The organism is Streptomyces sp. NPDC093586 (assembly GCF_044764905.1).
Classification (GTDB): domain Bacteria; phylum Actinomycetota; class Actinomycetes; order Streptomycetales; family Streptomycetaceae; genus Streptomyces.
This window is the reverse complement of the sequence record NZ_JBIWJA010000020.1, coordinates 76,462-101,278: the sequence shown is the minus strand read 5'-3', so window position 1 is coordinate 101,278 and position 24,817 is coordinate 76,462. Positions and strand designations below refer to the sequence as shown.

Genomic DNA, 24,817 nt, shown 5'->3' with positions numbered 1-24,817 from the left:
CCGCACCTCCCGCCGCAGCCGCCGCACGTTACCGCGTCCTCCCGGGGGACGACCCCCGGACCCCCAGCCGTCACACGGCGGACGTCCTGTCATCGCCGCACCTCCCGCCGCAGCCGCCGCACGTTGAACCACATCACCGGGATGACCAGGAGCAGCAGGAACACCGCGATGGCGCTGGCGATGCCCGGCTGGTCCGAGGCGAAGCCCTTGCGGTACAGCTCCAGGGCGAGCACGTTCGCGTCGTCCTGGGAGGAACCGGGGGCGATGATGAAGACCAGGTCGAACACCTTCAGCACATTGATCATCAGCGTGACGACCACGACCGCGAGGACTGGCGCGAGGAGCGGCACCGTGACCCGCCGGAAGACCTGCCACTCGTTGGCGCCGTCCACCCGGGCGGCCTCCAGGAGCTCCCGGGGCACGCCCGCCAGCCCGGCCGCGATCAGCACCATCGCGAAGCCCGCCCACATCCACACGTACGACCCGATGATGGCCGGGGTGACCAGCGAGGGGCCGAGCCAGTCCAGGCCGTTGTAGGGCTCCTTGAAGTTGTCGGCGGGCAGCCTGAGCAGTGCCCCGTCGGCCGCGGCGGGCAGCGTGAACGTGCCGTCGCCGGCGGCCTTCGTCTTCGCGACGACCTTGCCGTCCTTGACGGCCTCGATCTTCATCCCGGCATAGCCCAGCTCGGCGGCGTCGACGCCGTTGAGCTTCCCGACGCCCTTGCCGCGGGTGAAGTCCTGCCAGGTGGTGCCGGTGACCTTCCCGTCCTCGGGTCGGGCGGGCGCGGCCTTCTTGGCGCCGTCCGGCATCTGGTCGGGGGCCACCCCGACGAGCGGGAGCGTGACGACCTGGCCCGCGCTGACCGGCTGCCTGGTGACGAACGCGCCCCCGCCGGCCGGCTTCAGCGGCGACTCGCGGCCCGGGTGCGCCTTCGGGAACGCCGACGACTCGGCGAAGGTGTCGTGCACCCCCACCCACACCGCGTTCGCGACGCCCTTCTCCGGCGCCTGGTCGTACACCAGGCGGAAGATGATCCCGGCGGCCAGCATCGAGATCGCCATCGGCATGAAGACGACCAGCTTGAACGCCGTTCCCCACCGCACCCGTTCGGTCAGCACCGCGAAGACCAGGCCGAGCGCGGTGGCGACCGTGGGCGCGAACACCACCCAGATGACGTTGTTCTTCAGGGCGGTGCGGATGCCGTCGTCGGTGAACAGGGCCTCGTAGTTGTCGAATCCGGCGAAGGAGTCGCCGGACTGGTCGTAGAAGCTGCGGATCAGCGAGTACCCGATCGGGTAGACCACGAGCGCGCCGAGCAGCACCAGGGCGGGCAGCAGGAACAGGGCCGCCACCGTCCGGCGGGTGCCGGTCACGCTCTTGCGCGACTTGGGGGCGGCGGGGGCCGGTGCGGCCCCCGCCGCCGTGGCCGACGTCATCGCGTCAGCCCCCGTAGGCGGCGGCCGCGTCCGCCTCCAGCTTCGCCTGTGCGCCCGCGACGTCCTTCGGGTTCTTCAGGAAGTCCTGCAGCGCCTTCCACTCGCCCTTGCCGGGCGTGCCGCCGAAGGCCTGCGGGGCCTGGTCCGACATGTCGAAGCGGAAGTCGTCACCGGCCGCGATCAGGGCCTCGGCGATCTTCTTCTGCACGTCGTTCGGGTACGCCGACGTGTCCAGGTTCCTGTTCGGCGAGAGGTAGCCGCCGAGCTTCGCGTGGACCGCCGCGGCGTCCGGGGAGGCCAGGAAGGTGGCCAGCGCCTGCGCCGCCTTCGAGTCCTTCAGGATCACGGCCGCGTCGCCGCCGGAGACCACCGGCGCGGTGTCGCCGACGGCCGGGAACGGGAACACCTTCGCGTCCGTGCCGACCTTCGCCTTCGTATCACCGATGTTGACCTGCGCGAAGTCGCCCTCGTAGACCATGCCCGCCTTGGGCTGGTCGCCGCCGGTGAAGGTCTGCGTCACCGAGGCCGGGAACTCCGTCTGCAGCGCGCCGGACGCGCCGCCCGCGAGGTAGTCCTTCTTGCCCCAGACCTGAGCGAGCGTGGTCAGGGCCTCCTTCACGGAGGGGTCCGTCCACTTGATCTCGTGCTTGGCCAGCTGGTCGTACTTCTCCGGGCCCGCCTGCGAGAGGTAGACGTTCTCGAACCAGTCGGTGAGCGTCCAGCCGTCCGCGCCGCCCACGGAGAACGGCGTGACGCCCGAGTCGTAGACCGTCTGGGCGGTGGTGAGGAGCTCGTCCCAGGTCTTGGGCTCGGAGGCGCCCGCGTTCTCGAAGGTCTTCGCGTTGTACCAGATCAGGGACTTGTTGGCGGCCTTGTAGTAGACGCCGTACTGCTTGCCGCCGACCTTGCCGATGTCCTGCCAGCCCTGCGAGTAGTTCTTCTGCAGCTCCTTGGTGGCCTCGGCGCCCAGCGGTTTGGCCCAGCCCTTGTCGACGGCCTGTTTGATGGCGCCGGGCTGCGGCAGCATCGCCACGTCCGGCGGGGCGCCGCCCGCGATCTTGGAGCCGAGGAAGTTGATGATCGGGTCCTGGGCCGGCACGAAGGTCACCTTGGCGCCGGTGCGCTTCTCGAACTCGGCGAGGACCTTCTTGAAGTTCTTCTGCTCGGAGCCGGTCCAGACGGCGGCGACCTCCAGGGTCTCGCCGTTCAGCCGGGGAAGGGTGAGGGTGGCGGGCTTCTCGGTGCCGCTGCCCTGACTCTCCTTGTCGTCACCGCCGCTGTCGTCGTCGCCGCCGCACGCGGTGAGCGAGAGCGCGAGGGCTCCCGCGGCCAGTGCGGCGGCGGCCCTCGTGGTCCTCTTCGCGGCGCTGCGTGTCCGCATGGTGCTGCTCGTGCGCATCACTTGCCCCGTTCTTCGTTCCTCGTCGAACGTCCGGCGCTGTCCCGTGCGCTCTGGTGTACGTCAGGGGGGTGAGGGCGGCAAGAGCGCCTCCGGGGTGGGACCGAAGATCGTAATCGCGTCGTGACTCGCCCCCCATGCCCCGGGGCCGGCGGAGCCCCGCGCCGCCGTGGCCGACGGGCGGTCGCCTCATGTCACCGCGATCTGCGGGGAGTTGGGCCTCCGTCGATGGCGGGGAGGTGTGGGAAGCCCTCCGGTCGGCACGGGTGGGTGGCCCGGGTCCCCCTGGGGGAGGCCCCCGCGGCGCAGGGCCCGCGTGCCCGGCCCCGGGCGGTAGGACCGATCCGTGTGCCCGGCCTCGGGCGGTAGGACCGATCCGTGTGCCCGGCTCCGGGCGGTAGGACCGATCCGTGTGCCCGGCCTCGGGCGGTAGGACCGATCCGTGTGCCCGGCTCCGGGCGGTAGGACCGATCCGTGTGCCCTGCCCCGGGCGGTAGGACTGGTCCGCGTGCTCGGCTCCGGGCGGTAGGACCGATCCGTGTGCCCTGCCCCGGGCGGTAGGACTGATCCGTATGCCCGGCCCGAGAGGCAGGACCGATCCACGCACCGCCCCCGAGCGGCAACGCCCCGCATTACAACAGCGACGGCACCTCCGCCGCCGAGACCTCCCGCGCCGCCCGCTCCAACGCGCTGGCCAGCAGCGCCAGATCCGTGGGCCCGTTCCCCAACTCCCGCACGGGACGCCGGGTGGGCGGATCCCCCATCCGGTGCCACTCCAGTGCCACGACGGTGGGCCGCAGCGTCGCCGTACGCGGGATCCGCCCCGTCACCCGGCCCGCCTGGAACGCCACGCTCCGTCCGTCCGTCCAGACCAGCCGTCCCCGCCCCGGCAGCGGTTCGTCCGGCCCGGCCGCCGGCGCGTCCAGCACGACGCGCAGCGCCGCCCGGCGGGCCGGCTCCGTCTGGGCCGTACGGCCCCCCGGCCCGGCGGCCGTCACCAGGTGCACCCCGAGCCGCTCGCCCTCCCGCGCCACCGCCTCCAGCGCCCGCATCACCGACCCCGCCGCGGGCCGCCCCGGCGACCCGAGCGGGGGAGTGACGAGCGCGTCGAGATCGTCCACGACGACCACCAGCCGGGGCAGCGGCGGCACCGCCCCCGCCCGGCGCCGGGCCGCGCCCGGCCGCAGCCGCAGCGTGGAGCTGGGCGGCGAGTCGACGTCCCCCGCCTCCGGCACCGCCCCGGTCCCGCCCGTGGCCGTGCGCTGGCTGACCATCCGCCCCGACACCTCGCGCCCGGTGTGCCACTCGGCGAAGTCGGACCGTCCGAGCAGCTCGGCCCGCCGCTTGAGCTCGGCGCTCAGCGACTGGGCGAACTCCCGCATCCGCACGGGGTCGTCGGCGGTGAGGTGCGTGGTGACGTGCGGTACGTCCGTGCAGACGCGCAGGCCCTCGCCGTGGCCGTTGCCCGCGCACACGGTGTCCCGGCCGTCCATCAGCACGATGCCGAGCCGGTCGGGGCGTTCGGCGGAGGCGAGCGAGGCGACGAGCGCCCGCAGCAGCTCCGTACGGCCGCTGCCGGGCGGGCCCTCGATCAGCAGGTGCGGTCCCTCGGCCGCGAGGTCCACGGCGACCGGGCCGCGCGGTCCGGCGCCCAGCACGGCGTGCGCGCGGCCCCCGAGGGCCTCCGTGTCGTCGGCCGCGTCCGCCCAGCGGGCCATCAGGGACGCCGGGGTGGCCCGGGCGAGGCCCAGCTCGTCGAGGAGCCGGGCGGCCTGGGGCAACGGCGCGGACACGCGCGCGTGCCGCTCGCCCGCCCCGCCGTCGGTGCGCAGCGGCGCCAGGGCACGGGCGAACCGCTCCGCCCAGGCGGGGGAGACGGCGTCCACCGTGCCGAGGGTGCCGTGGCCGACGGGGCCGCTCGGGGCCGATCCGCCGCGCGCGACGCGCAGCAGCCGCAGCGTCGTCGCCACGTCGCCGCTGAGCAGCGCCACGGCTCCGCAGTCGCGGAAGACCGGCGACACCGTGCAGGCCGCCTCGTACGTCTGGGCCACCGGCGAGGTCGGGGAGGCGGCGGCCGTCTCGGCGAGACACACGACGTGGATGCCGGCCCGGGGCCCCTCCAGGGCCAGCCGCGCCATCACCTCGCGCACGTCGGAGCCGCCGGGGTCGCCGTCCACGACGACCACGGTGTACGGCCCCGCGAAGCCGCCGGCCGGGTCGCTCCCGTCGTCCGCCCGCGCCCAGGAGGGCCGCCGGGCGGTCCCCGCGGCCGCCCCGGATCCGTCCGGCGCGTCCGGCCCGCCGTGTCCGCGCGGGCCGTCGAGACCGCCGGGGCCGCCGTGTCCGCGCGGGCCGTCGTGCCGCAGGTCCTGGGCGGGAGCCGTCGGCTGGGCGGGGATCGTGCCGGCGGGGGCCGGTGGCCGGGTTCCGTTCCGGGTGTCCGTCAGATGGTCCTCCAGGCGACGCAGGAGTTCCTGGGCGCGGGCCGTGGCCTGGTCGCGGTCGTAGGCGAGCAGCAGGCGGCAGTCCTGGCCGTGCCCCGGGCGGACCTGCGGCAGCCAGCCCAGCCACGACCACTCGGCGGTCCGCTCCGCGAGCGGGCGGGAGCGGTCCGCGCTGATCAGGACGATCTCCAGCAGGTCGGGGGAGTGCAGCGCGGCGAGCTGGGCCAGCACCGCGCGGGCCAGCCCGGTGAGCCGCGCGCGCGGGCCCGCCAGACCGAGCGCCCCGACCTCGCGCAGCCCGACGGTCACCGGGACCGCGGGCAGCGGTGCGTCGGCGCCGGGCGCCACCCGGTCGGCCGTGCCGAGACGCACGGCGAGCACCTCGGGGTGCCCCGGTCCGCGCTCCCACAGCCGCGGCCCCGGCCCCAGCGCCGTCAGCAGCAGCGAGGCGGAGTCCGGCCACGTCTCCGGCACGGGGGAGGCACCGACGGCGGGTGCCGCCCGCACCGGACCGGCGGTCTCCTCGTCGTGGGCGTAGGCATCGGGCCCGGCGGCGTCCTGCGCGCCCCCGCGCCCGCCGGCCAGCCGCCGCGCCCACGCGCCGAGCCCGCCGCGCCTGCGCACGCCCTGCGGTACGTCGGTCCCGCGCAGCGGCGTCCCCTTGCGGCCACCGGCCGCCGCGTCGCTCCCGTGGGCGCCGGCCGGGGCCGGGCCCGTCGCGCCGGACGCCTCACCGCGCCCGCCGCCGTCCGCGCCGGTCACCCCCGCGTAGCCCCAGCCCGCGCCGGTCGGCCCCGCGGGCGCGCTTCCCGCCCCGGGAGCCCCGGCGTGCGTGTCGTCCGCCCCGGCCGCGCCGGGGAGCGGGCGCGACACGTCCCCCGGGAAACCGGTGCCGTGGCTCTCGACGCGGGGTGCGCCGCCCTGGCCGGGCACCGGCGACGGGCCGGCCGGCGTGGTGCCGGTGCCGTACGCCAGCGTGCCGCGGGCGTGGTGCGTGTGCTCGCCGGGGACGTCCGCCCCGTCGCCCGCGCGCCCGCGGGCCGGCTGGTCCCCGGCGCCGGTCACCGCGCCGGGCACGCGCACGTGCCCCTCGCCGTCCGGCGTCGTCGGCACGCGTATCCCGGTCCCCGGGGAGGCCGGGACCAGCCGCAGCGCCGACTCGCCGATCCGCAGCAGCGCCCCCGGCGCGAAGCGCACCGGACGCTCGCCGACGCGGGTGCCGTCCAGAGTGGTGCCGTTGGTCGAGCCGAGGTCGGCGACCGAGACGCGGCCGTCGGCGGCGACGGTCACGGCGCAGTGCATCCGGGAGACGTCCGGGTCGTCGAGCGCGACGTCCGCGTCGGCGGACCGGCCGAGCCGGATCTGGCCCCCGTGCAGCAGGTGGACGCCGCCCGCGTCGGGCCCGGCGACCACGTGCAGCTGGGCCGGGACGTCGGCGGGCTCGGTGTGCGGGTCGGCCTCGCCCGGGGCACCCAGGCAGAGCACGGCGCCGTCGATCAGCGGGGGCTCGCCCAGGGTGCTGCGCTGGGCGTCGAGGCGCTGCGCGCCGGCGTACAGGACCACCTGGCCGGAGCCCTGGCCGTCACCGCCGGGGACCGCCGAGGCCAGCGCGGAGGCGACCGCGGCCAGGGCCGTGCCGGCGGGGGCCGTGACCAGCACGTCGCAGCTCGCGGCGTGCGCGCCGCCCCCCGTGGACACGTGCGGGCCCAGCGGATCTACGACGGTCAGCCGGATCTGCATCGCCGTCAGCGGTCCCTTCGCGCGGGCGCCCGCGATCGCTTTGGGACGAAGCCTGCTCTCCGCGGTCCCCCACCGCGGACTTCCCCCACCGCCACACGAGCACGTCGGCCAGTACTGGAGGCATCCTCGCACCTGCCACCGACAACGTGCCCGTCCCCCACCGTCAAATGATCTTGATTGGTCGGCTCTGCCCGCAAAAATGCCTGACGGACGACCTGTCGCTGATCGGGGAGTGACCGCTTGAGATCGGTCACGTCCGGCCCCGGCAACCAAGGGACCGGGTGGAACGTCTTTCCTTCGAACGCGCGCCGGAAGCGGAGCACAAGACGCCTCGGCGGACCAATGGGAACCGCAGGACGACGACAGCCCGGGCCGCACACCGCGGCACTACAGTGGGTCGGAACAGCCAGCAATCAACAGGGAGCGCATGACGTGCGGCCGGTAGGCAGCAAGTACCTCCTCGAGGAGCCCCTCGGTCGCGGTGCCACGGGCACCGTCTGGCGTGCCCGCCAGAGGGAGACCGCGGGCGCCGAGGCGGCCGTGGCCGGACAGCCCGGCGAGACCGTCGCGATCAAGGTCCTCAAGGAGGAGCTCGCGAGCGACCCCGACATCGTGATGCGCTTCCTGCGGGAGCGCTCCGTCCTGCTCCGGCTGACCCACCCCAACATCGTCCGGGTCCGCGACCTGGTCGTCGAGGGCGAGCTGCTGGCGTTGGTCATGGACCTCGTCGACGGCCCCGACCTGCACCGCCACCTGCGCGAGAACGGGCCGTTCACCCCGGTCGCCGCCGCGCTGCTCACCGCCCAGATCGCCGACGCGCTCGCCGCCAGCCACGCCGACGGCGTCGTCCACCGCGACCTGAAGCCGGCCAACGTCCTGCTGAAGCGGACCGGCGACGAGATGCACCCGATGCTCACCGACTTCGGCATCGCGCGCCTCGCGGACTCACCCGGCCTCACCCGCACCCACGAGTTCGTCGGCACGCCCGCGTACGTCGCGCCGGAGTCCGCCGAGGGCCGCCCGCAGACCTCCGCCGTCGACGTCTACGGCGCCGGCATCCTGCTGTACGAGCTGGTCACCGGCCGCCCGCCGTTCTCCGGGAGCTCCGCCCTGGAGGTGCTGCACCAGCACCTGAGCGCCGAGCCGCGCCGCCCCTCCACCGTCCCCGACCCGCTGTGGACGGTCATCGAACGCTGCCTGCGCAAGAACCCCGACGAACGCCCCAGCGCCGAGAACCTCGCCCGCGGCCTGCGCGTCGTCGCCGAGGGCATCGGCGTGCACGCGAACAGCGCCCAGATCGGCGCCGCCGAGAACGTCGGCGCGCTCCTCGTGCCCGACCCCGCGCCCGCCCCGGTGCCCGGTGCGCCCGGTGCCGCCGACCCGACGCAGGTCCTGCCGCAGAACCCGAACGGCGCCTACGACCCGAACGGCGCGACCAGCGTCCTGCCGCACACCGGCGGCCCCGCGGGCGCCGCCGACCCCACCGCCGTACTGCCGAGCCGCGGCGCGGCCGACCCGACCGCCGTCATGCCGCCGGTGCCGCCGGGACAGCCGGGCGGGCCGGGGCAGGACGGACAGCCCGGCGGGCCCGAGGACCCGCACCCCTGGCAGAACCAGCTGCGCGCCGCCCGCGACCGCAACGAGCAGACGCAGGTGCAGTACCTCGACCCGAACGAGGACCCGCTGCGCCGCCGCCCCCAGCGCCAGGTCGCCCGCCCCCAGCAGCAGCCGCGCCCCCAGCAGCACCGGCCCCAGCCGCCGCCGCAGCAGGGCTACGGCTACCCGCAGCAGCCCCAGCCGCAGCGGTACGCCACCCCCCAGCCGCAACAGCCTCAGCAGCCGCAGCCGCCCCAGCGCTACGCCCCGCCGCCCGCGCCCGAGCCCCGGCCGCCCCGGCGGGAGCCCAGGCCGCCGAGGCAGCGCAACGCCAACCCGATGCGCATCCCCGGACTCGGCTGCCTCAAGGGATGCCTGGTCACCCTCGTCATCCTGTTCGTGGCCGGCTGGCTGGTCTGGGAGCTGAGCCCGCTCCGGGAGTGGATCGGCGCCGGCAAGGGCTACTGGGACCAGCTCAGCGACTGGTTCGGCACCGTGACCGGCTGGATCGGGGACCTGGGCGGCTCGGGCGGCAACTGACCCTCCGGCGGGCCGCGCGGTCCCGACTCTGGGGATTTGTCGACAACCGGCGGGTGATTTCCGCCTCCGTTGTGAAGGCCGGCTCCCCGGACGCGTAGTTTTGTGCGCAACACGCGTCGGTAGGAGCAGTCTTGGCACGGAAGATCGGCAGCCGGTACACCGCCCACCAGATCCTCGGGCGGGGCAGCGCCGGCACGGTGTGGCTGGGCGAGGGACCCGAGGGTCCCGTCGCGATCAAGCTGCTGCGCGAGGACCTGGCGTCCGACCAGGAACTCGTCTCGCGGTTCGTCCAGGAGCGCACCGCCCTGCTCGGCCTGGAGCACCCGCACGTCGTCTCCGTGCGCGACCTGGTGGTCGACGGCAACGACCTCGCGCTCGTCATGGACCTCGTCCGGGGCACGGACCTGCGCACCCGCCTCGACCGGGAGCGGCGCCTGGCCCCCGAGGCCGCCGTGGCCATCGTCGCCGACGTCGCCGACGGCCTGGCCGCCGCGCACGCCGCCGGGGTCGTGCACCGCGACGTCAAGCCCGAGAACGTGCTGCTGGACATGCAGGGCCCCCTCGGCCCCGGCGGCTCGCACCCCGCGCTGCTGACCGACTTCGGCGTGGCAAAGCTGATCGACACCCCCCGGCGCACCCGCGCCACGAAGATCATCGGCACCCCCGACTACCTGGCCCCGGAGATCGTCGAGGGCCTGCCGCCGCGGGCCTCGGTCGACATCTACGCCCTGGCCACGGTCCTGTACGAGCTGCTCGCCGGCTTCACGCCCTTCGGCGGCGGCCACCCCGGCGCGGTCCTGCGCCGCCACGTCACCGAGACGGTCGTCCCCCTCCCCGGCATCCCCGACGAGCTGTGGCAGCTGCTCGTGCAGTGCCTGGCCAAGGCCCCGGCCTCCCGGCTGCGCGCCTCCGAGCTGGGCGCCCGGCTGCGCGAGCTGCTGCCGATGCTGGCCGGGATGGCGCCCCTGGACGTGGACGAGCCCGGCGCGGACGACGAGGAGGACGCGCCCGAGGAGGCCCCCGCGTCGCCCGCGCCCGCCGGGCAGCCGGTCCGGCGCCGGGGAGCGGTGCCGCTGGTGCCGGGCGCGAAGCCGGCCGACTCCAACCGCGACACGCACACCTCGATGCGCGTACCGGCCCCCGACGAGCTGGCCGGCGGCGCCCGCGGCACCGCCCGCGCCCCGCGCGCCTCCGGCGCCCCCCGCCCCGGCTCGGCCCGCAACCGCGCCGCCGCACGGCGCCGCCGGCTCGCACTGGGCGCGGGCACGGTCGCCCTGGTCGCGGCGATCGGCGTCGGTACCTGGCTGGCCACGAACGGTGACGAGGGCGACGCGGGCCCCCAGGACACGCGGAACTCGGCACCGGCCTCTCCGTGAGGCCGGGCACGCCGCCGCCCGCCACGGTCCGGCGTGGACCGCCGGGCGGAGCCGTTACGCTGGATGCGTGGCAGTCGTCGATGTATCCGAAGAGCTGAAGTCCCTCTCCTCGACCATGGAGTCGATCGAGGCCGTCCTGGACCTCGACAAGCTGAGGGCAGACATCGCCGTGCTCGAGGAGCAGGCGGCCGCGCCCTCCCTCTGGGACGACCCGGAGGCGGCGCAGAAGATCACCAGCAAGCTCTCGCACCTCCAGGCCGAGGTGCGGAAGGCCGAGACCCTGCGCGGCCGGATCGACGATCTCGCCGTGCTCTTCGAGATGGCCGAGGAGGAGGACGACCCCGACACCCGCGCGGAGGCCGAGTCCGAGCTCACGGCCGTGAAGAAGGCGCTGGACGAGATGGAGGTCCGCACGCTGCTCTCGGGCGAGTACGACGCGCGCGAGGCCCTCGTCAACATCCGTGCCGAGGCCGGTGGCGTGGACGCCGCCGACTTCGCGGAGAAGCTCCAGCGCATGTACCTGCGCTGGGCCGAGCAGCACGGCTACAAGACCGAGGTCTACGAGACGTCGTACGCCGAGGAGGCCGGCATCAAGTCGACCACCTTCGCCGTGCAGGTGCCGTACGCCTACGGCACCCTCTCCGTCGAGCAGGGCACCCACCGCCTGGTGCGCATCTCGCCCTTCGACAACCAGGGCCGCCGCCAGACCTCCTTCGCGGGCGTCGAGGTCCTGCCCGTGGTCGAGCAGACCGACCACATCGAGATCGACGAGTCCGAGCTGCGGGTGGACGTCTACCGGTCCTCCGGCCCGGGCGGCCAGGGCGTCAACACCACCGACTCGGCGGTGCGCCTCACCCACCTCCCCACCGGCATCGTCGTCTCCTGCCAGAACGAGCGCTCCCAGATCCAGAACAAGGCCACGGCGATGAACGTCCTCCAGGCCAAGCTGCTGGAGCGGCGCCGCCAGGAGGAGCAGGCCAAGATGGACGCCCTCAAGGGCGACGGCGGCAACTCCTGGGGCAACCAGATGCGTTCGTACGTGCTGCACCCCTACCAGATGGTCAAGGACCTGCGCACCGAGCACGAGGTGGGCAACCCCGAGGCCGTGTTCAACGGCGAGATCGACGGCTTCCTGGAGGCCGGAATTCGCTGGCGCAAGCAGCGGGAGAAGTAGCGCACGGCGCCGATAACGCTTTGTCGACAAGGCAACTGCCGCCTCACGGGCGGCGGTTGCCTTTTCTTCGTCGGCGATGTCCGGGTTTTACATCACACTCACACCCTTTGTGTCCGGCATACGTTCCTTACCGGGACATCGCGTGCGCAACGGCCTTGACGTTGCTTTGAACATTCGTAAGGGTGAGGCGCGGCATGCGTATTTCTGGGGCGCATGTGAACCGGGGGATTTTTCTGTGTGACAGCCACCTCCGTCGATCACGGCCTCGCGCGCAGCCTCACTGACGATTCAGCTACTGGGGGTAGCACACACATGACGAAGAAGACGCGGATCCGCGTCGCACGCATCGCAGCCGGCGCTGTGGTCGCTGCGGGTGCCTCTCTGATGGTGACGGGTGTCGCCCAGGCCGACGACGGTCCCCTCTGCGACATCGTCGTCACTCCGGACTGCGAGGACGACGGCGGGAACCCGGGCGGTGAGAACCCGGGCGGTGAGAACCCGGGCGGTGAGAACCCCGGTGGTGAGAACCCGGGCGGTGAGAACCCGGGCGGTGAGAACCCGGGCGGTGAGAACCCCGGTGGTGAGAACCCCGGTGGTGAGAACCCCGGTGGTGAGAACCCGGGCGGTGAGAACCCCGGTGGTGAGAACCCGGGCGGTGAGAACCCGGGCGGTGAGAACCCCGGTGGTGAGAACCCGGGCGGTGAGAACCCCGGCGGCGAGCCGTCGACCCCGTCCACCGACCCCACCGAGGCCCCCGGTAGCGGCAACGGCGGCGGCAATGGCGGCGGCGGCAATGGCGGTGGCAGCAACGCCAAGCCCGACGGCGGCTCCAACGCCGCCGTCCAGAACCAGGGCACCTCGGCCCTGACCGACACCGGTGAGGCGGCTCAGGCCTCCTCCGGCACCGCTGCCCAGGGCAACGGCAAGGAGCTCGCCGAGACCGGTGCGGCGGAGACCACGTTCCTGCTGATCGGCGCCGCCACGATGATCGCCGGCGGCATCGGCTTCCGCGTGCTCCCGCGTCTGGCGGGCGGCCGCGGCGGCGCCGCCGCCTGACGGTAACCGCACGCCTGCGCACAGCGCACACAGGGGCCCGGAGCGCAACCGCTCCGGGCCCCTGTCATGTCTTCGCCGGGCTCTACACCGTCTGGTGGGCCAGCAGCGCCACCGCCGCCACCAGGACCGCCAGCAGGGCGATCAGCGCCATCGGATTCAGCCCCGAGAGGAAACTGTCCTGCTGCAGCCGCTCGCGGTTCGCCCGGCACACCGGGCACCGGCCCTCGCTCACGGGCGCCGCGCAGTTCGCGCACACCAACCGGTCGTACGTCATGCGCCTCGCCCTCCTTGCCACCGGTTCACTCACCACAACGCCCACGGCACCGTGAACGTTCCTCTTCCACTGTGCCAGGTTCCGGCAACCCCTGCGCGCGGTCCCCGTCGGACGGCGGCCGGGACAAAACGTGCAACTACCGCTCAACCCCGACCGGCGACTGCGGGCGGCTCCCCGGTTCGCGTATGGTCACGCTCATCTACCCCCGGCGACCCGTGGTGCATCCGTGATCCGATTCGACAACGTCTCCAAGGTCTACCCCAAGCAGAACCACCCAGCCCTCAGGGATGTCTCCCTGGAGGTCGAGAAGGGCGAGTTCGTCTTCCTCGTGGGGTCCTCCGGCTCCGGAAAGTCCACCTTCCTGCGGCTGATCCTCCGCGAGGAGCGGTGCAGCCACGGCCAGGTGCACGTCCTCGGCAAGGACCTCGCGCGCCTGTCCAACTGGAAGGTGCCGCAGATGCGGCGCCAGCTGGGGACGGTGTTCCAGGACTTCCGCCTGCTGCCGAACAAGACGGTCGCCGAGAACGTGGCCTTCGCGCAGGAGGTCATCGGCAAGTCCCGCGGCGAGATCCGCAAGTCCGTGCCGCAGGTGCTCGACCTCGTCGGGCTCGGCGGCAAGGAGGACCGCAGGCCGGGCGAGCTGTCCGGCGGTGAGCAGCAGCGCGTCGCCATCGCGCGCGCCTTCGTCAACCGGCCCAAGCTGCTGATCGCCGACGAGCCCACCGGCAACCTCGACCCGCAGACCTCCGTCGGCATCATGAAGCTGCTCGACCGCATCAACCGGACGGGCACCACCGTGATCATGGCCACGCACGACCAGAACATCGTGGACCAGATGCGCAAGCGCGTCATCGAGCTGGAGAAGGGCCGCCTCGTCCGCGACCAGGCGCGCGGCGTCTACGGCTACCAGCACTGAGACCGCAGACCGCACCGGCATCCACGGAAAGGCCCAACCACTCGCCATGCGCGCCCAGTTCGTGCTCTCGGAGATCGGCGTCGGTCTCCGCCGCAACCTGACCATGACCTTCGCGGTCATCGTCTCCGTCGCCCTGTCCCTGGCCCTGTTCGGCGGCACGCTGCTGATGAGCGACCAGGTCAACTCCATGAAGGACTACTGGTACGACAAGGTCAACGTCACGATCTACCTCTGCAACAAGAGCGACGCGAAGACCGACCCCGCCTGCGCCAAGGGCGCGGTGACCGAGGACCAGAAGAAGCAGATCCTGGCCGACCTCAAGGAGATGGCGGTCGTCGACAAGGTCACGTACGAGTCGCAGGACGAGGCGTACAAGCACTACAAGGAGCAGTTCGGCGACTCGCCGCTGGCCAGCTCGCTCACGCCGGACCAGTTGCAGGAGTCGTACCGGATCAAGCTGAAGGACGCGGAGAAGTACCAGGTCATCGCGACCGCCTTCAACGGCCGGGGCGGTGTGCAGTCCGTCGCGGACCAGCGGGGGACCCTGGACAACCTCTTCGGGCTGCTCAACGGCATGAAGTGGGCCGCGCGCGCGGTGATGGCGCTGATGCTGGTCGTCGCGCTGATGCTGATCGTCAACACGGTGCGCGTCTCGGCGTTCAGCCGGCGGCGCGAGACCGGCATCATGCGGCTGGTCGGCGCCTCGGGCTTCTACATCCAGGCGCCGTTCATCATGGAGGCGGCGGTCGCCGGGCTGATCGGCGGCGCGGTCGCCTGCGGCTTCCTGGTGGCCACGCGGTACTTCATCATCGACCACGGATTCGCGTTGGCCGACAAGCTGGCCCTGATCGACTTCATCGGCTGGGGCCCTCTGCTGGCGAAGCTTCCGCTCATCCTGGCCATCGGTCTGCTGATGCCCGCGTTGGCCGCGTTCTTCGCGTTGCGCAAGTATCTGAAGGTGTGACACATGCCAAGAGGGCCGGGCGGCCGAGCGGCCGTCCGGCCCTCTCGCGTTGTCCTAGACTCACCGGCATGTCAGGTCGTGACCGGTTCTGTCAGCCCCGCCGCGCACGTCACGGGGCCGCCCTGACCTTGGTGTTCGCGAGCGTACTCGTCACCGGGGCGGCCACCGGCTCGTTCCCCGAGGCCGACCGGAAGTCACCGTCGGACCAGGCCCGTTCGGCCACACCCGTCGGGCACCACGAGGACGTGGCCCGCGCGGCGGCCGAGGCGATGGCCGACGGCGAGTCCCCGGTGGAGGCCGCCGAACGCGCCGTCAGCCGCAGCGGGGACCGCTGGGGCGCCGTCTACTCCCGGGGCGAGTACGAGGAGTTGGAGGAGGCCCTCGACGGCCAGTACACCGGCGTCGGGCTCTCCGCGCGCCGCGAGCGCGACGGCCGCATCGAGGTGACCGGGGTGCGCTCCGGGTCGCCCGCCGCCGATGCCGGGATCCGCGCGGGCGACCGGCTGCGCAGCGTCGACGGCGAACGGGTCGACGGACGCCCGGTCACCGAGGTCGTCTCGATGCTGCGCGGCGACGCCGAGGAGGACCCCGTCGGCACCGCCGTCCGGCTCGGCCTGGAGCGCGGCACGCGGGCGTGGACCGAGACCGTCCGCCGGGCCAGGCTGTCCACGGACCCCGTGGCCGTCCGCACGCTCGCCCACGGCGTCACCGTCGTCAAGGTCGCCTCCTTCACCAAGGGCGTCGGACGGCAGGTGCGCGAGGCCGTGGAACGGGTGCCGTCCGGCGCCGGCGTCGTCCTCGACCTGCGCGGCAACTCCGGCGGGCTGGTCGGCGAGGCCGTCACCGCAGCCTCCGCCTTCCTCGACGGCGGCCTCGTCGCCACCTACGACGTCGACGGCGACCAGCGGGCCCTGCACGCCGAACCCGGCGGCGACACCGCCAGACCCCTGGTCGCGCTCGTCGACGGCGGCACCATGAGCGCGGCCGAACTCCTCACCGGCGCCCTGCAGGACCGCGGCCGGGCGGTCGTCGTCGGCTCCCGCACCTTCGGCAAGGGCTCGGTGCAGATGCCGAGCCGGCTCCCCGGCGGCTCGGTCGCCGAACTGACCGTCGGGCACTACCGCACCCCCTCCGGCCGCGGTGTCGACGGCAGGGGCATCACGCCCGACCTGGACGTCGACCCGACGGACCCGGCCGCGCTGGAACGGGCGCGGACCGTGCTCAGCGGACTGGGCCGGTAGGCGCCGCTCCGGGCCCGCCCCGGCCCCGCCCCGCGTAAATCGGCTACCCGCGGACCCCCTCCGTAGTGCCAAAATGGGCGGCACTATGGCTAAGGAAAAAGGGCGCAAGCTGATCGCGCAGAACAAGAAGGCGCGGCACGACTACCAGATCCTCGACACCTACGAGGCCGGCCTGGTCCTCACCGGGACCGAGGTGAAGTCGCTGCGCCAGGGGCGGGCGTCGCTGGTCGACGGCTTCGTGCAGCTGGACGGACACGAGGCCTGGCTGCACAACGTGCACGTGCCGGAGTACAGCCAGGGCACCTGGACCAACCACAGCGCCCGCCGCAAGCGGAAGCTGCTGCTGCACCGCCTGGAGATCGACAAGCTGGAGTCGAAGTCCCAGGAGACCGGGCACACGATCGTGCCCCTGGCGCTGTACTTCAAGGACGGCCGCGCCAAGGTCGAGATCGCGCTGGCGCGCGGCAAGAAGGAGTACGACAAGCGGCAGACCCTGCGCGAGAAGCAGGACCGGCGCGAGGCGGAGCGGACGATCTCCGCGATCCGCCGCAAGCAGCGGGCCTGACCCCCGGGAATAGGCTGGCACGGGTGCGTGTTGGTCACGTACGATGGCATCCGCACCTCACAGCGGGTGCGAGCCCCCCTCTCCGGAGGGGTTTGAAAAATCAACATGGGGATGATCGGTTTCGACAGCGGCTGTCGAAACAGGGGAAGCGTGTCGAGGAAGCGGCCATGATCTCGTAAACCACAGGCCGAAAAAAATAATCGCCAACTCCAAGCGCGATTCCTCCCAGCAGGCCTTCGCCCTCGCTGCCTGATCTCAGGTAGCGAAGCGAGCCTCCTACTCAAGGGAGTGTCAGCCCGGGGCTGTTCCCGACCCGGATCCTGGCATCAGCTAGGGGACTAAACCTTGATCCCGGTCACGGGGTGAAAAGGGAAACCACACAGTGACTGAGCCCGTCGGAGACTTGTCCGCGTGATCTCCGGGGCCGAGAAAATCGCAGCGGACTGCACACGGAGAAGCCCTGTTTCCGCACCGTTGGACGCGGGTTCGATTCCCGCCATCTCCACAGTTCCCATGTGGGCCGAGGCCCCGTCGCTCCCGAGCGGCGGGGCCTTCGTCATGCCCGGACGCCGGCCGGACGGGCCGGGCGGGACCGTCGGAGGAGGGGCAGCAGGGCCGGCACCAGGGCGAGCGCGGCGGCGGCGACCGGCACGCCGTAGCCCGCCGTGGGCGACACGTGCTCCACCGTCCAGCCGCCGGCCGCGCTGCCGCAGGCGATGCCGCCGAGCAGACCGGTCACCGCGAGGGTCATGCCCTCGTTCAGGCGGCCCTCGGGGGTACGGCGCTGGACCAGCGTCATCGTCGTGACCATCGTCGGGGCCGTCGCCATCCCGGCGGCCAGCAGGGTGAGCGCCAGCAGCGGCAGCGAGCCGGTGAGGGACGCGGCGAGCAGGGGCAGCGTCAGCAGGGCCGTCATCGCGGCCACGCACCACGGCAGGCGTACCTCGGCCGGTCCGGACGGCTTCAGCGCGCCGTACAGCAGGCCCGCCGCGCAGGAACCGGCCGCCTGGAGCGCCAGCACCGCACCGGCCGCCGAACGGTGCCCCCGCGCGTCCGCGAACGCGATCGTGACGACCTCCATCGCACCGAACACCGCGCCCGTCGCCAGGCACATCACCAGCAACGGTGGAATGCCGGGCGCGCGGAAGGGCGCCTTCGCCGTGGGACGCGGCCGGGCCGGCGGTTCCGTCGCGCGCTGGGCGGCGAACAGCAGGATGCCGGTCACCAGCAGGACCACACCGACCAGCGTGCCCGCCTCCGGGAACAGCGCCGTGCACAGGAACGCCGCGAGGACCGGCCCCAGCATGTAGCACAGCTCGTCCGTGGCCTGCTCGAAGGAGTTCGCCGTGTGCAGGGCGTCGACGTCGCCCCGCAGCAGGTGGGCCCAGCGGGCGCGGGCCATGCCACCGGTGTTGGGCGTCGTGGCCGTGGCGGCGTACGCGGCGAACAGGGTCCAGTCCGGGGCCCCGGTGCGCACGCACAGCACCAGGGCGAGGGAGCCGAGCGCCGCGAACAGCGTCGCCGGAACCGCCACCCGGGCCTGGCCGTGCCGGTCCACGAGGCGCGCGGTCCACGGCGCGACCAGCGCGGTCGCCGCCAGCCCGGTCGCGGTGACGGCACCGGCGAGGGCGTACGAGCCACGCGTGCCGGCGATCATCACGACGGCACTGACGCTGAGCATGCCCATCGGCAGCCGGGCGATCAGGTTCCCGGCCGTGAACGCGCGGGCCCCGGGCACGGACAGCAGACGCCGGTACGGGCCCGGCGGCCTGCGCGGCGTGCGCGGCCGGAAGTCGGCGGCGACGAGGGCGTCGGCGGTGACGGTGAGCAGGGGGGCCTGCGGGCGGGAGGGCCCGGGAGTCGGTCGCGGCATGCGGCCACCGTCGCCCGCGGCCGGTCACGGGGTCCAACACCTTCTCCGTGTGCATTCACGCACTCCCGTTGTAAATTCGCCGGATGCCCGCACCGGCCCACCTCGACCCACGCCTCCTGCGCGCCTTCGTCACCGTCGCCGAGGAGCTGCACTTCACCCGTGCCGCGGCCCGCCTGTACGTCGCCCAGCAGGCGCTCAGCCGTGACGTGCGGCGCCTGGAGCGCGAGCTGGGCACCGAACTGTTCGTCCGGTCCACCCGGCAGGTGACGCCGACGGCCGACGGCGAGCGGCTGCTGCCGTACGCCCGTCGTGTGCTCCAGGCGCAGGACGACCTCCTCGCCGCCTTCGGGCAGGCCCGCCCGCTGCTGGTGGACCTCAACTCGCCCGGGCTGGTCACCGGGCGCCTGGTCCTGGAGCGGGCCCGTCGGCTCGCCCCCGAACTGGAGCTCATGGCCCGCTACGAGAGCGGGCTGACCGGCGCCGCCGCCGAGCTGCTCGCCGGCCGGCTCGACGCCTCGTTCGGCCGGTTCGCGGGCCTGCCCCCGGCGCTGCGGACGGGTCTCGGCCATCAGCCGGTCCGCTACGAGCCCATGGCGGTCGTCCTGCCCGAGGACCACCCCCTGGCCCCCCTGCCCGAGGTGCCGCTCGCCGCACTGGCGGGCGAGACCGTGTACGCCGGGGCCGGCAATCCGCGGACACCGGAGTGGACCGACCTGGGACACCGGCTGTTCGAGGGGCGCGGCATCGAGGTGGCGCCGCCCCTTCCGCTGGCCGTCGGGGACGAGGAGTTCCAGCGGATCATGGACAAGGCGCGCAACCCGGTCCTCGCCGTCGTGAGCTTTCCGGCCATGGCCTCGACCGTGGTGCGTCCGCTCGTCGACCCCGTCCCGCTGTCGCCGGTCTCCCTCGTCTGGCGAAAGGGGCTGGTGCATCCGGCTTTTGACGCGCTGCGCCGGGCCGCCGCCCAGGTCGCGGCCGAAAACAGATGGCTCCAGCCGCCCGCCGGAGCGTGGATTCCGGCCAGTGACGCCGCTGTGATGTCCGTCCATTAACCGCCACGTGGCAACCACACGTCCCCCGCGTGCGCTACATTCTTGGCTTGAGACGGTGTGGTACAGGGGGCGCTCGAACCTGGTGGGGGCCGGTTCGGCCGACGGGTGCTCGGAGTCGTATGCGCACCCAGAACTGTCCCTTGGGGGGAAGTGCGTGCGCGTGAGTGATTGGCAAAAAGACGCCCAACCGGAGTGGCCCGACGCCACGGCCGGTGGTCGTGATCCCGTGAAGCCGGAGCCGCGGCAGGACGCCACCCAGGTGCTTCCTGCGGCCGACGCCCTCCCGGGCGTCGCGGCGTCTCCGGCGCCCGCGAAGGCGACCGGCGGGCCCGGGCCGTTCGACGGAACCACGGACGCCGCCGCGACGGAGGTCCTGCGCCCCCAGGCGGGCGTCGACCTCTTCGGCGGCGCGGTGCGCCCGAACCGAATAGGTCAGGACCGAATAGGTCAGGACCGAATAGGTCAGGACCGAATAGGTCCGAAGCGAACAGGCCGGGGCCCGGAGCCCCGGCCCGGGGACGCGCCGTACGGGGACGGGGACACCGACCGGACGGAAGTCCTGCCGACGGCCGCCCAGGCGGCCCTGACCCGCGCCTTCCCCGAGCCCGGCCCCGCCACCGCGGTGCTCCGCGACCCCTGGCAGGAGACACCGGGCGCCCTGGACGCGGACGCGCCCGGCACGAAGGACGGCCCCACGGCCGGCGGAACCGAGCACGCCCACGACCCGCACGAGGTGACGGTCCAGCTGGACGCCGTGCAGATCGGCAACGGCGTCCTGAGCAGGGCCACGAGCGGGCCCGGGAAGCACCCCGCCTCCGACGGCTCCGACGGACCGGTGTTCGTCGACGAGTCGGGCCGCCGCAGCCGCCGCTTCCGCCGCATCGGCATCGCCGTCGGCGGTGCCTGCGCGGTCTACGCCGTCGTCATCGTCGCCACACTCCTGTCCGGCAACTCCAACGCCCCCTGGCTGCCCGTACCGGGTCAGGAACAGGGCAAGCCGGCCGGCCAGGTCGACACCACCCCGCTGCCCTCCCAGCCCGCGCTGCCCTCCGCGAGCGGCAGCGCCGCCCCGCGGACCAGCCCCTCGGCCGGCGCCGGCGTGACGACGGCCCCCGGCGCCGACGCTCCCAGGCCGGGCACCTCCGCCACCGCGAAGCAGCCGGGCGGCAGCGCCGACCCCGCGCCCTCGTCGACCGCGACCGAGGCCGGGCCGAAGCCGGGCGGCGGAGGCGGCACGGCCAAGCCCGGCCCGTCGGCGACGACCCAGCAGCCGCCCGTCGGCACCACGGAGCCGTCGCTCCCGGCGGGCGGCGGCGAGACCCCGGTCGAACCGACCACGCCCACGGACGGCGGCACCACGACCGACCCCGGCGGCGGCACCGTCGTGAACGGCGCGAGCGACACGACCCCCGTGGACGGCGGAACCGCTGCCACGCCCGCCGTCGCCACCGCACCGGCCGACACCTCCACGTCCCTTTCCCTGTCCCCGGAGTACACCCTCTGATGGCCTCCCGCACCCGCCGTCACGGCGCCGCCCGCGGCGCCCGTGACGGCGCCCGGCGCCGCCGCCTGCCCTTGCGCCTGCTGCTGCCGCTGCTCGTCCTCGTCGCCCTGGTGGCGATGCTCATGCTGCGCGGCTACGTGCACAGCGAGATCCTCGCCGACCACCGCGTCCAGCCGCCCGCCGCCACCGACCAGGTTCCCAAGGAGATCCTCGAGGGCGGCCCGGTCATCGACACCCGCGGCGGCCAGATCAACAGCCTGCGCGTGCCCGACCACCGCCTGGTCCTCACCTTCGACGACGGCCCGGACCCGGAGTGGACGCCGAGGGTGCTGGACGTGCTGAAGAAGCACGACGCCCACGCGGTCTTCTTCGTCACCGGCACCATGGCCTCCCGCTACCCGGACCTCGTCAAGCGCATGGTCGACGAGGGCCACGAGGTCGGCCTGCACACCTTCAACCACCCCGACCTCTCCTTCCAGTCCAAGAAGCGCATCGACTGGGAGCTGTCGCAGAACCAGCTGGCGATCACCGGCGCGGCCGGCGTGCGCACCTCGCTCTTCCGCCCGCCGTACTCCTCCTACGCCGACGCCATGGACGACAAGTCCTGGCCGGTCACCCAGTACATCGGCTCCCGCGGCTACATCACCGTCGTCAACAACACCGACAGTGAGGACTGGAAGAAGCCCGGCGTCCACGAGATCATCCGCCGCGCCACCCCGCACGGCGGCAAGGGCGCCATCGTCCTGATGCACGACTCCGGCGGCGACCGCCACCAGACCGTGCAGGCCCTGGACAAGTTCCTGCCCGACCTGAAGAAGCAGGGCTACGAGTTCGACAACCTCACCGAGGCCCTGAACGCGCCCAGCGCGATGAGCCCGGTGAGCGGCGTCGACCTGTGGAAGGGCAAGGCCTGGGTCTGGCTGGTCCAGGCCTCGGAGAAGCTCACCGACGGCCTGGTGGTGGGCCTCGCGATCATCGGCACCCTGGTCATCGGCCGCTTCGTGCTGATGCTGCTGCTGTCCGGCGTGCACGCCCGCCGGGTCCGCCGCAAGAACTTCCGCTGGGGCCCGCCGATCACCGAACCGGTGACGGTGCTGGTGCCGGCGTACAACGAGGCCAAGTGCATCGAGAACACCGTCCGTTCCCTCATGGCCAGCGACCACCCGGTCGAGGTCATCGTCGTCGACGACGGCTCCAGTGACGGCACGGCCCGGATCGTCGAGGCGATGGGCCTGCCCAATGTCCGGGTGATCCGCCAGCTGAACGCGGGCAAGCCCGCCGCGCTCAACCGGGGCCTGGCGAACGCCAGTCACGACATCGTCGTCATGATGGACGGCGACACGGTCTTCGAACCGTCCACCGTCCGCGAACTCGTCCAGCCCTTCGGCGACCCGAAGGTCGGCGCCGTCGCCGGCAACGCGAAGGTCGGCAACAAGGACAGCCTCATCGGCGCCTGGCAGCACATCGAGTACGTGATGGGCTTCAACCTGGACCGCCGCATGTACGACATCCTGGGCTGCATGCCGACCATCCCGGGCGCGGTGGGTGCCTTCCGGCGCTCGGCGCTGGCGCCGATCGGCGGCATGAGCGAGGACACCCTCGCCGAGGACACCGACGTCACCATGGCGCTGCACCGCGCCGGCTGGCGCGTCGTCTACGCCGAGAACGCCCGCGCCTGGACCGAGGCCCCCGAGACCGTCCAGCAGCTGTGGTCCCAGCGCTACCGCTGGTCCTACGGCACGATGCAGGCCATCTGGAAGCACCGCCGCGCCGTGATCGAACGGGGCCCCTCGGGCCGCTTCGGCCGCGTCGGCCTGCCCTTCGTCTCCCTGTTCATGGTCCTGGCCCCGCTCCTGGCCCCGCTGATCGACATCTTCCTGCTGTACGGCATCGTCTTCGGCCCGACGCAGAAGACGATCATGGCCTGGCTGGGCGTCCTGCTCCTCCAGGCGGTCTGCGCGGCGTACGCCTTCCGCCTCGACCGCGAACGCATGACCCATCTGATCTCGCTGCCCCTGCAGCAGATCCTCTACCGCCAGCTCATGTACGTCGTGCTGCTCCAGTCCTGGATCACCGCGCTCACCGGCGGCCGCCTGCGCTGGCAGAAGCTGCGCCGCACCGGCGTCGTCGAGGCCCCGGGCGGCTCGGTCCCGAGCCAGCGATCGCGCAGCGGCAATGATCGGAGGCCCGTGGCATGACCCACGGATACACGGCCGGTACCGGGACGAACCCGGAACCGGCCGGCCCCTACGGCACCCCGTACGGGACGGACCCGTTCGCGACCCCGCAGACGGGGGACTGGAGCGGCACCCCGTACGCGGAGGACCGAAGCGGCGCCCCGGGGGCGCCCTACGCCGTCCCGCAGCAGCGCACGACGGAGCCCGCGCCCGAGGCCGTCGCCGAGCCGCCGGCCGCCCCGGCCCCCAAGAAGCCGGGCCGCGACCGGTACCTCGACCTGCTGCGCTCCATCGCCCTGGTCCGCGTCGTGGTGTACCACCTCTTCGGCTGGGCCTGGCTGTCGGTGCTGTTCCCGTCGATGGGCGTGATGTTCGCGCTCGCCGGATCGCTGATGGCGCGTTCGCTGAAGCGCCCGGCGCTGAGCGTGATCCGCAGCCGCGTCCGTCGCCTCCTGCCGCCCATGTGGGCGTTCGGCGTGGTCGCGCTGGCGATGATGTTCGCGAGCGGCTGGAACCCGTCCAAGGACCCGGACCACGGCGGCGTCTGGGGCCTGCTCTCGCTGGTCAACTACATCATCCCGATCGGCGCCCCGCCCTACCCCTGGCACAGCGGCTCCCCCTCGGGCCTGCTGGAGGACACCTGGGCGGTGCAGGCCGCGGGACCGCTGTGGTACCTGCGCGCCTACCTGTGGTTCGTCATCGCCTCCCCGCTGCTGCTGTGGGCGTTCCGCCGCGCCCCCTGGCCGACGATGCTCGCCCCGCTGGGGCTGACGGCGATCGTCGGCACGGGCCTGGTGAAGATCCCCGGCGAGACGGGCAACGCCGTCACCGACTTCGCGGTCTACGGCGGCTGCTGGGTGCTCGGCTTCGCGCACAACGAGGGCCTGCTGAAGCGGATCCCGCGCTATGTCGCCGTCTCCGGGGCGGCCCTGGTGATGGCCTTCGGCCTGTGGTGGGCCTCGGGCCACCTGGGACCCGACGGCTGGGACCTCAACGACATCCCGCTGGCCCAGGCCACCTGGTCGTTCGGCTTCGTCGTCATCCTGCTCCAGTACTCCCCGTCCTGGCAGGAACTCCCGGGGCGGCTCGCCAAGTGGGACAGGCTGGTGACCCTCTCCAACAACCGTGCCGTCACCATCTACCTCTGGCACAACCTCCTGATCATGCTGACGGTGCCGATCATCGACCTGCTGTACCGGCTGCCGTTCATGCAGAGCGAGCGGGCGTCGGACGCCCTCTCCAGCGCGTACACGCTGTGGATGTTCGCCCTCGTCTGGCCCCTGATCGGCCTGATGGTCCTCGCCGTCGGCTGGATCGAGGACCTGGCGGCGAAGCGGAAGCCGAGGCTGTGGCCGAACGGCACGAAGCGCTCCGCCGGGAAGCGGGCGTCGGCCGGGGCGGGGCACCGGGGCTGACGAGCGGCCGTGGGGCCGCCCGCTTCTTCGCCGGTGCCGTGCTTCCACGACCCGAGTAAGCGGTCCCTGCGGTCG

17 protein-coding genes and 1 other RNA gene are annotated in these 24,817 nt (G+C 73.2%); 13 read left to right on the top strand and 5 right to left on the bottom strand.

Annotated elements, in window-relative coordinates; genetic code table 11:
• Positions 1–89: 89 nt before the first annotated feature.
• From ACIRFH_RS21515 to ACIRFH_RS21505, 3 genes are all read right to left on the bottom strand, one after another.
• A complete protein-coding gene (locus ACIRFH_RS21515; RefSeq protein WP_403523038.1) occupies positions 90–1,436 on the bottom strand; it encodes a carbohydrate ABC transporter permease in 1,347 nt (448 codons plus the stop codon).
• A 4-nt stretch (positions 1,437–1,440) separates the two neighbouring features.
• The gene (locus ACIRFH_RS21510) at positions 1,441–2,835 is read right to left on the bottom strand and encodes an ABC transporter substrate-binding protein (RefSeq protein WP_403523036.1); all 1,395 of its coding nucleotides are present in this window, start codon (positions 2,833–2,835) and stop codon (positions 1,441–1,443) included.
• A 632-nt stretch (positions 2,836–3,467) separates the two neighbouring features.
• A complete protein-coding gene (locus ACIRFH_RS21505; RefSeq protein ID WP_403523033.1) occupies positions 3,468–7,019 on the bottom strand; it encodes an FHA domain-containing protein in 3,552 nt (1,183 codons plus the stop codon).
• A 432-nt stretch (positions 7,020–7,451) separates the two neighbouring features.
• Between ACIRFH_RS21505 and ACIRFH_RS21500 the strand changes: the two genes are divergently transcribed.
• The 4 genes from ACIRFH_RS21500 (at position 7,452) to ACIRFH_RS21485 (ending at position 12,761) form a co-directional block, all read left to right on the top strand.
• Complete coding sequence (locus ACIRFH_RS21500) at positions 7,452–9,155, top strand: serine/threonine-protein kinase (RefSeq protein WP_403523030.1); 1,704 nt, start codon at positions 7,452–7,454, stop codon at positions 9,153–9,155.
• 131 nt (positions 9,156–9,286) lie between these two features.
• Positions 9,287–10,531 carry a serine/threonine-protein kinase gene (locus ACIRFH_RS21495; RefSeq protein WP_403523027.1) on the top strand — a complete coding sequence of 415 codons (1,245 nt, stop codon included), beginning with the start codon at positions 9,287–9,289 and terminating at the stop codon, positions 10,529–10,531.
• A 67-nt stretch (positions 10,532–10,598) separates the two neighbouring features.
• Positions 10,599–11,705: a peptide chain release factor 2 gene (gene prfB / locus ACIRFH_RS21490; RefSeq protein ID WP_403523025.1), complete on the top strand. Its 1,107-nt coding sequence runs from the start codon at positions 10,599–10,601 to the stop codon at positions 11,703–11,705.
• Between the two features lie 312 nt (positions 11,706–12,017).
• The gene (locus tag ACIRFH_RS21485) at positions 12,018–12,761 is read left to right on the top strand and encodes an LPXTG cell wall anchor domain-containing protein (protein ID WP_403523022.1); all 744 of its coding nucleotides are present in this window, start codon (positions 12,018–12,020) and stop codon (positions 12,759–12,761) included.
• A gap of 82 nt (positions 12,762–12,843) precedes the next feature.
• Here the strand turns inward: ACIRFH_RS21485 and ACIRFH_RS21480 are convergent, their stop codons facing one another.
• The gene (locus ACIRFH_RS21480; RefSeq protein ID WP_403523019.1) at positions 12,844–13,035 is read right to left on the bottom strand and encodes a hypothetical protein; all 192 of its coding nucleotides are present in this window, start codon (positions 13,033–13,035) and stop codon (positions 12,844–12,846) included.
• Between the two features lie 226 nt (positions 13,036–13,261).
• Between ACIRFH_RS21480 and ftsE the strand changes: the two genes are divergently transcribed.
• The 5 genes from ftsE (at position 13,262) to ssrA (ending at position 17,229) form a co-directional block, all read left to right on the top strand.
• Positions 13,262–13,951, top strand: coding sequence for a cell division ATP-binding protein FtsE (ftsE, locus tag ACIRFH_RS21475; RefSeq protein WP_071377746.1), 690 nt, complete (start codon positions 13,262–13,264; stop codon positions 13,949–13,951).
• A 46-nt stretch (positions 13,952–13,997) separates the two neighbouring features.
• Positions 13,998–14,915, top strand: coding sequence for a permease-like cell division protein FtsX (ftsX, locus tag ACIRFH_RS21470; protein ID WP_403523016.1), 918 nt, complete (start codon positions 13,998–14,000; stop codon positions 14,913–14,915).
• 68 nt (positions 14,916–14,983) lie between these two features.
• Complete coding sequence (locus ACIRFH_RS21465) at positions 14,984–16,156, top strand: S41 family peptidase (protein ID WP_403523013.1); 1,173 nt, start codon at positions 14,984–14,986, stop codon at positions 16,154–16,156.
• 85 nt (positions 16,157–16,241) lie between these two features.
• Positions 16,242–16,721 carry an SsrA-binding protein SmpB gene (gene smpB / locus ACIRFH_RS21460; protein ID WP_403523010.1) on the top strand — a complete coding sequence of 160 codons (480 nt, stop codon included), beginning with the start codon at positions 16,242–16,244 and terminating at the stop codon, positions 16,719–16,721.
• Between the two features lie 107 nt (positions 16,722–16,828).
• Positions 16,829–17,229, top strand: a transfer-messenger RNA (tmRNA) gene (gene ssrA, locus ACIRFH_RS21455).
• A 48-nt stretch (positions 17,230–17,277) separates the two neighbouring features.
• On the opposite strand, the gene ACIRFH_RS21450 is transcribed toward ssrA, so the two are convergent.
• Positions 17,278–18,594 carry an MFS transporter gene (locus ACIRFH_RS21450; RefSeq protein ID WP_403523007.1) on the bottom strand — a complete coding sequence of 439 codons (1,317 nt, stop codon included), beginning with the start codon at positions 18,592–18,594 and terminating at the stop codon, positions 17,278–17,280.
• An 83-nt stretch (positions 18,595–18,677) separates the two neighbouring features.
• Here ACIRFH_RS21450 and ACIRFH_RS21445 point away from each other — a divergent pair, with 83 nt between their 5' ends.
• From ACIRFH_RS21445 to ACIRFH_RS21430, 4 genes are all read left to right on the top strand, one after another.
• A complete protein-coding gene (locus ACIRFH_RS21445) occupies positions 18,678–19,646 on the top strand; it encodes a LysR family transcriptional regulator (protein WP_403523004.1) in 969 nt (322 codons plus the stop codon).
• A gap of 160 nt (positions 19,647–19,806) precedes the next feature.
• Entirely contained in the window at positions 19,807–21,150 is a 1,344-nt protein-coding gene (locus ACIRFH_RS21440; RefSeq protein WP_403523001.1) for a hypothetical protein, read from the top strand.
• Positions 21,150–23,348, top strand: coding sequence for a glycosyltransferase (locus ACIRFH_RS21435; protein ID WP_403522998.1), 2,199 nt, complete (start codon positions 21,150–21,152; stop codon positions 23,346–23,348). The genes ACIRFH_RS21440 and ACIRFH_RS21435 overlap by 1 nt, the downstream gene beginning before the upstream one ends.
• Positions 23,345–24,742 carry an acyltransferase gene (locus ACIRFH_RS21430; RefSeq protein ID WP_403522995.1) on the top strand — a complete coding sequence of 466 codons (1,398 nt, stop codon included), beginning with the start codon at positions 23,345–23,347 and terminating at the stop codon, positions 24,740–24,742. Before ACIRFH_RS21435 ends, ACIRFH_RS21430 begins: the two co-directional genes overlap by 4 nt.
• The last annotated feature ends 75 nt before the right edge of the window (positions 24,743–24,817 follow it).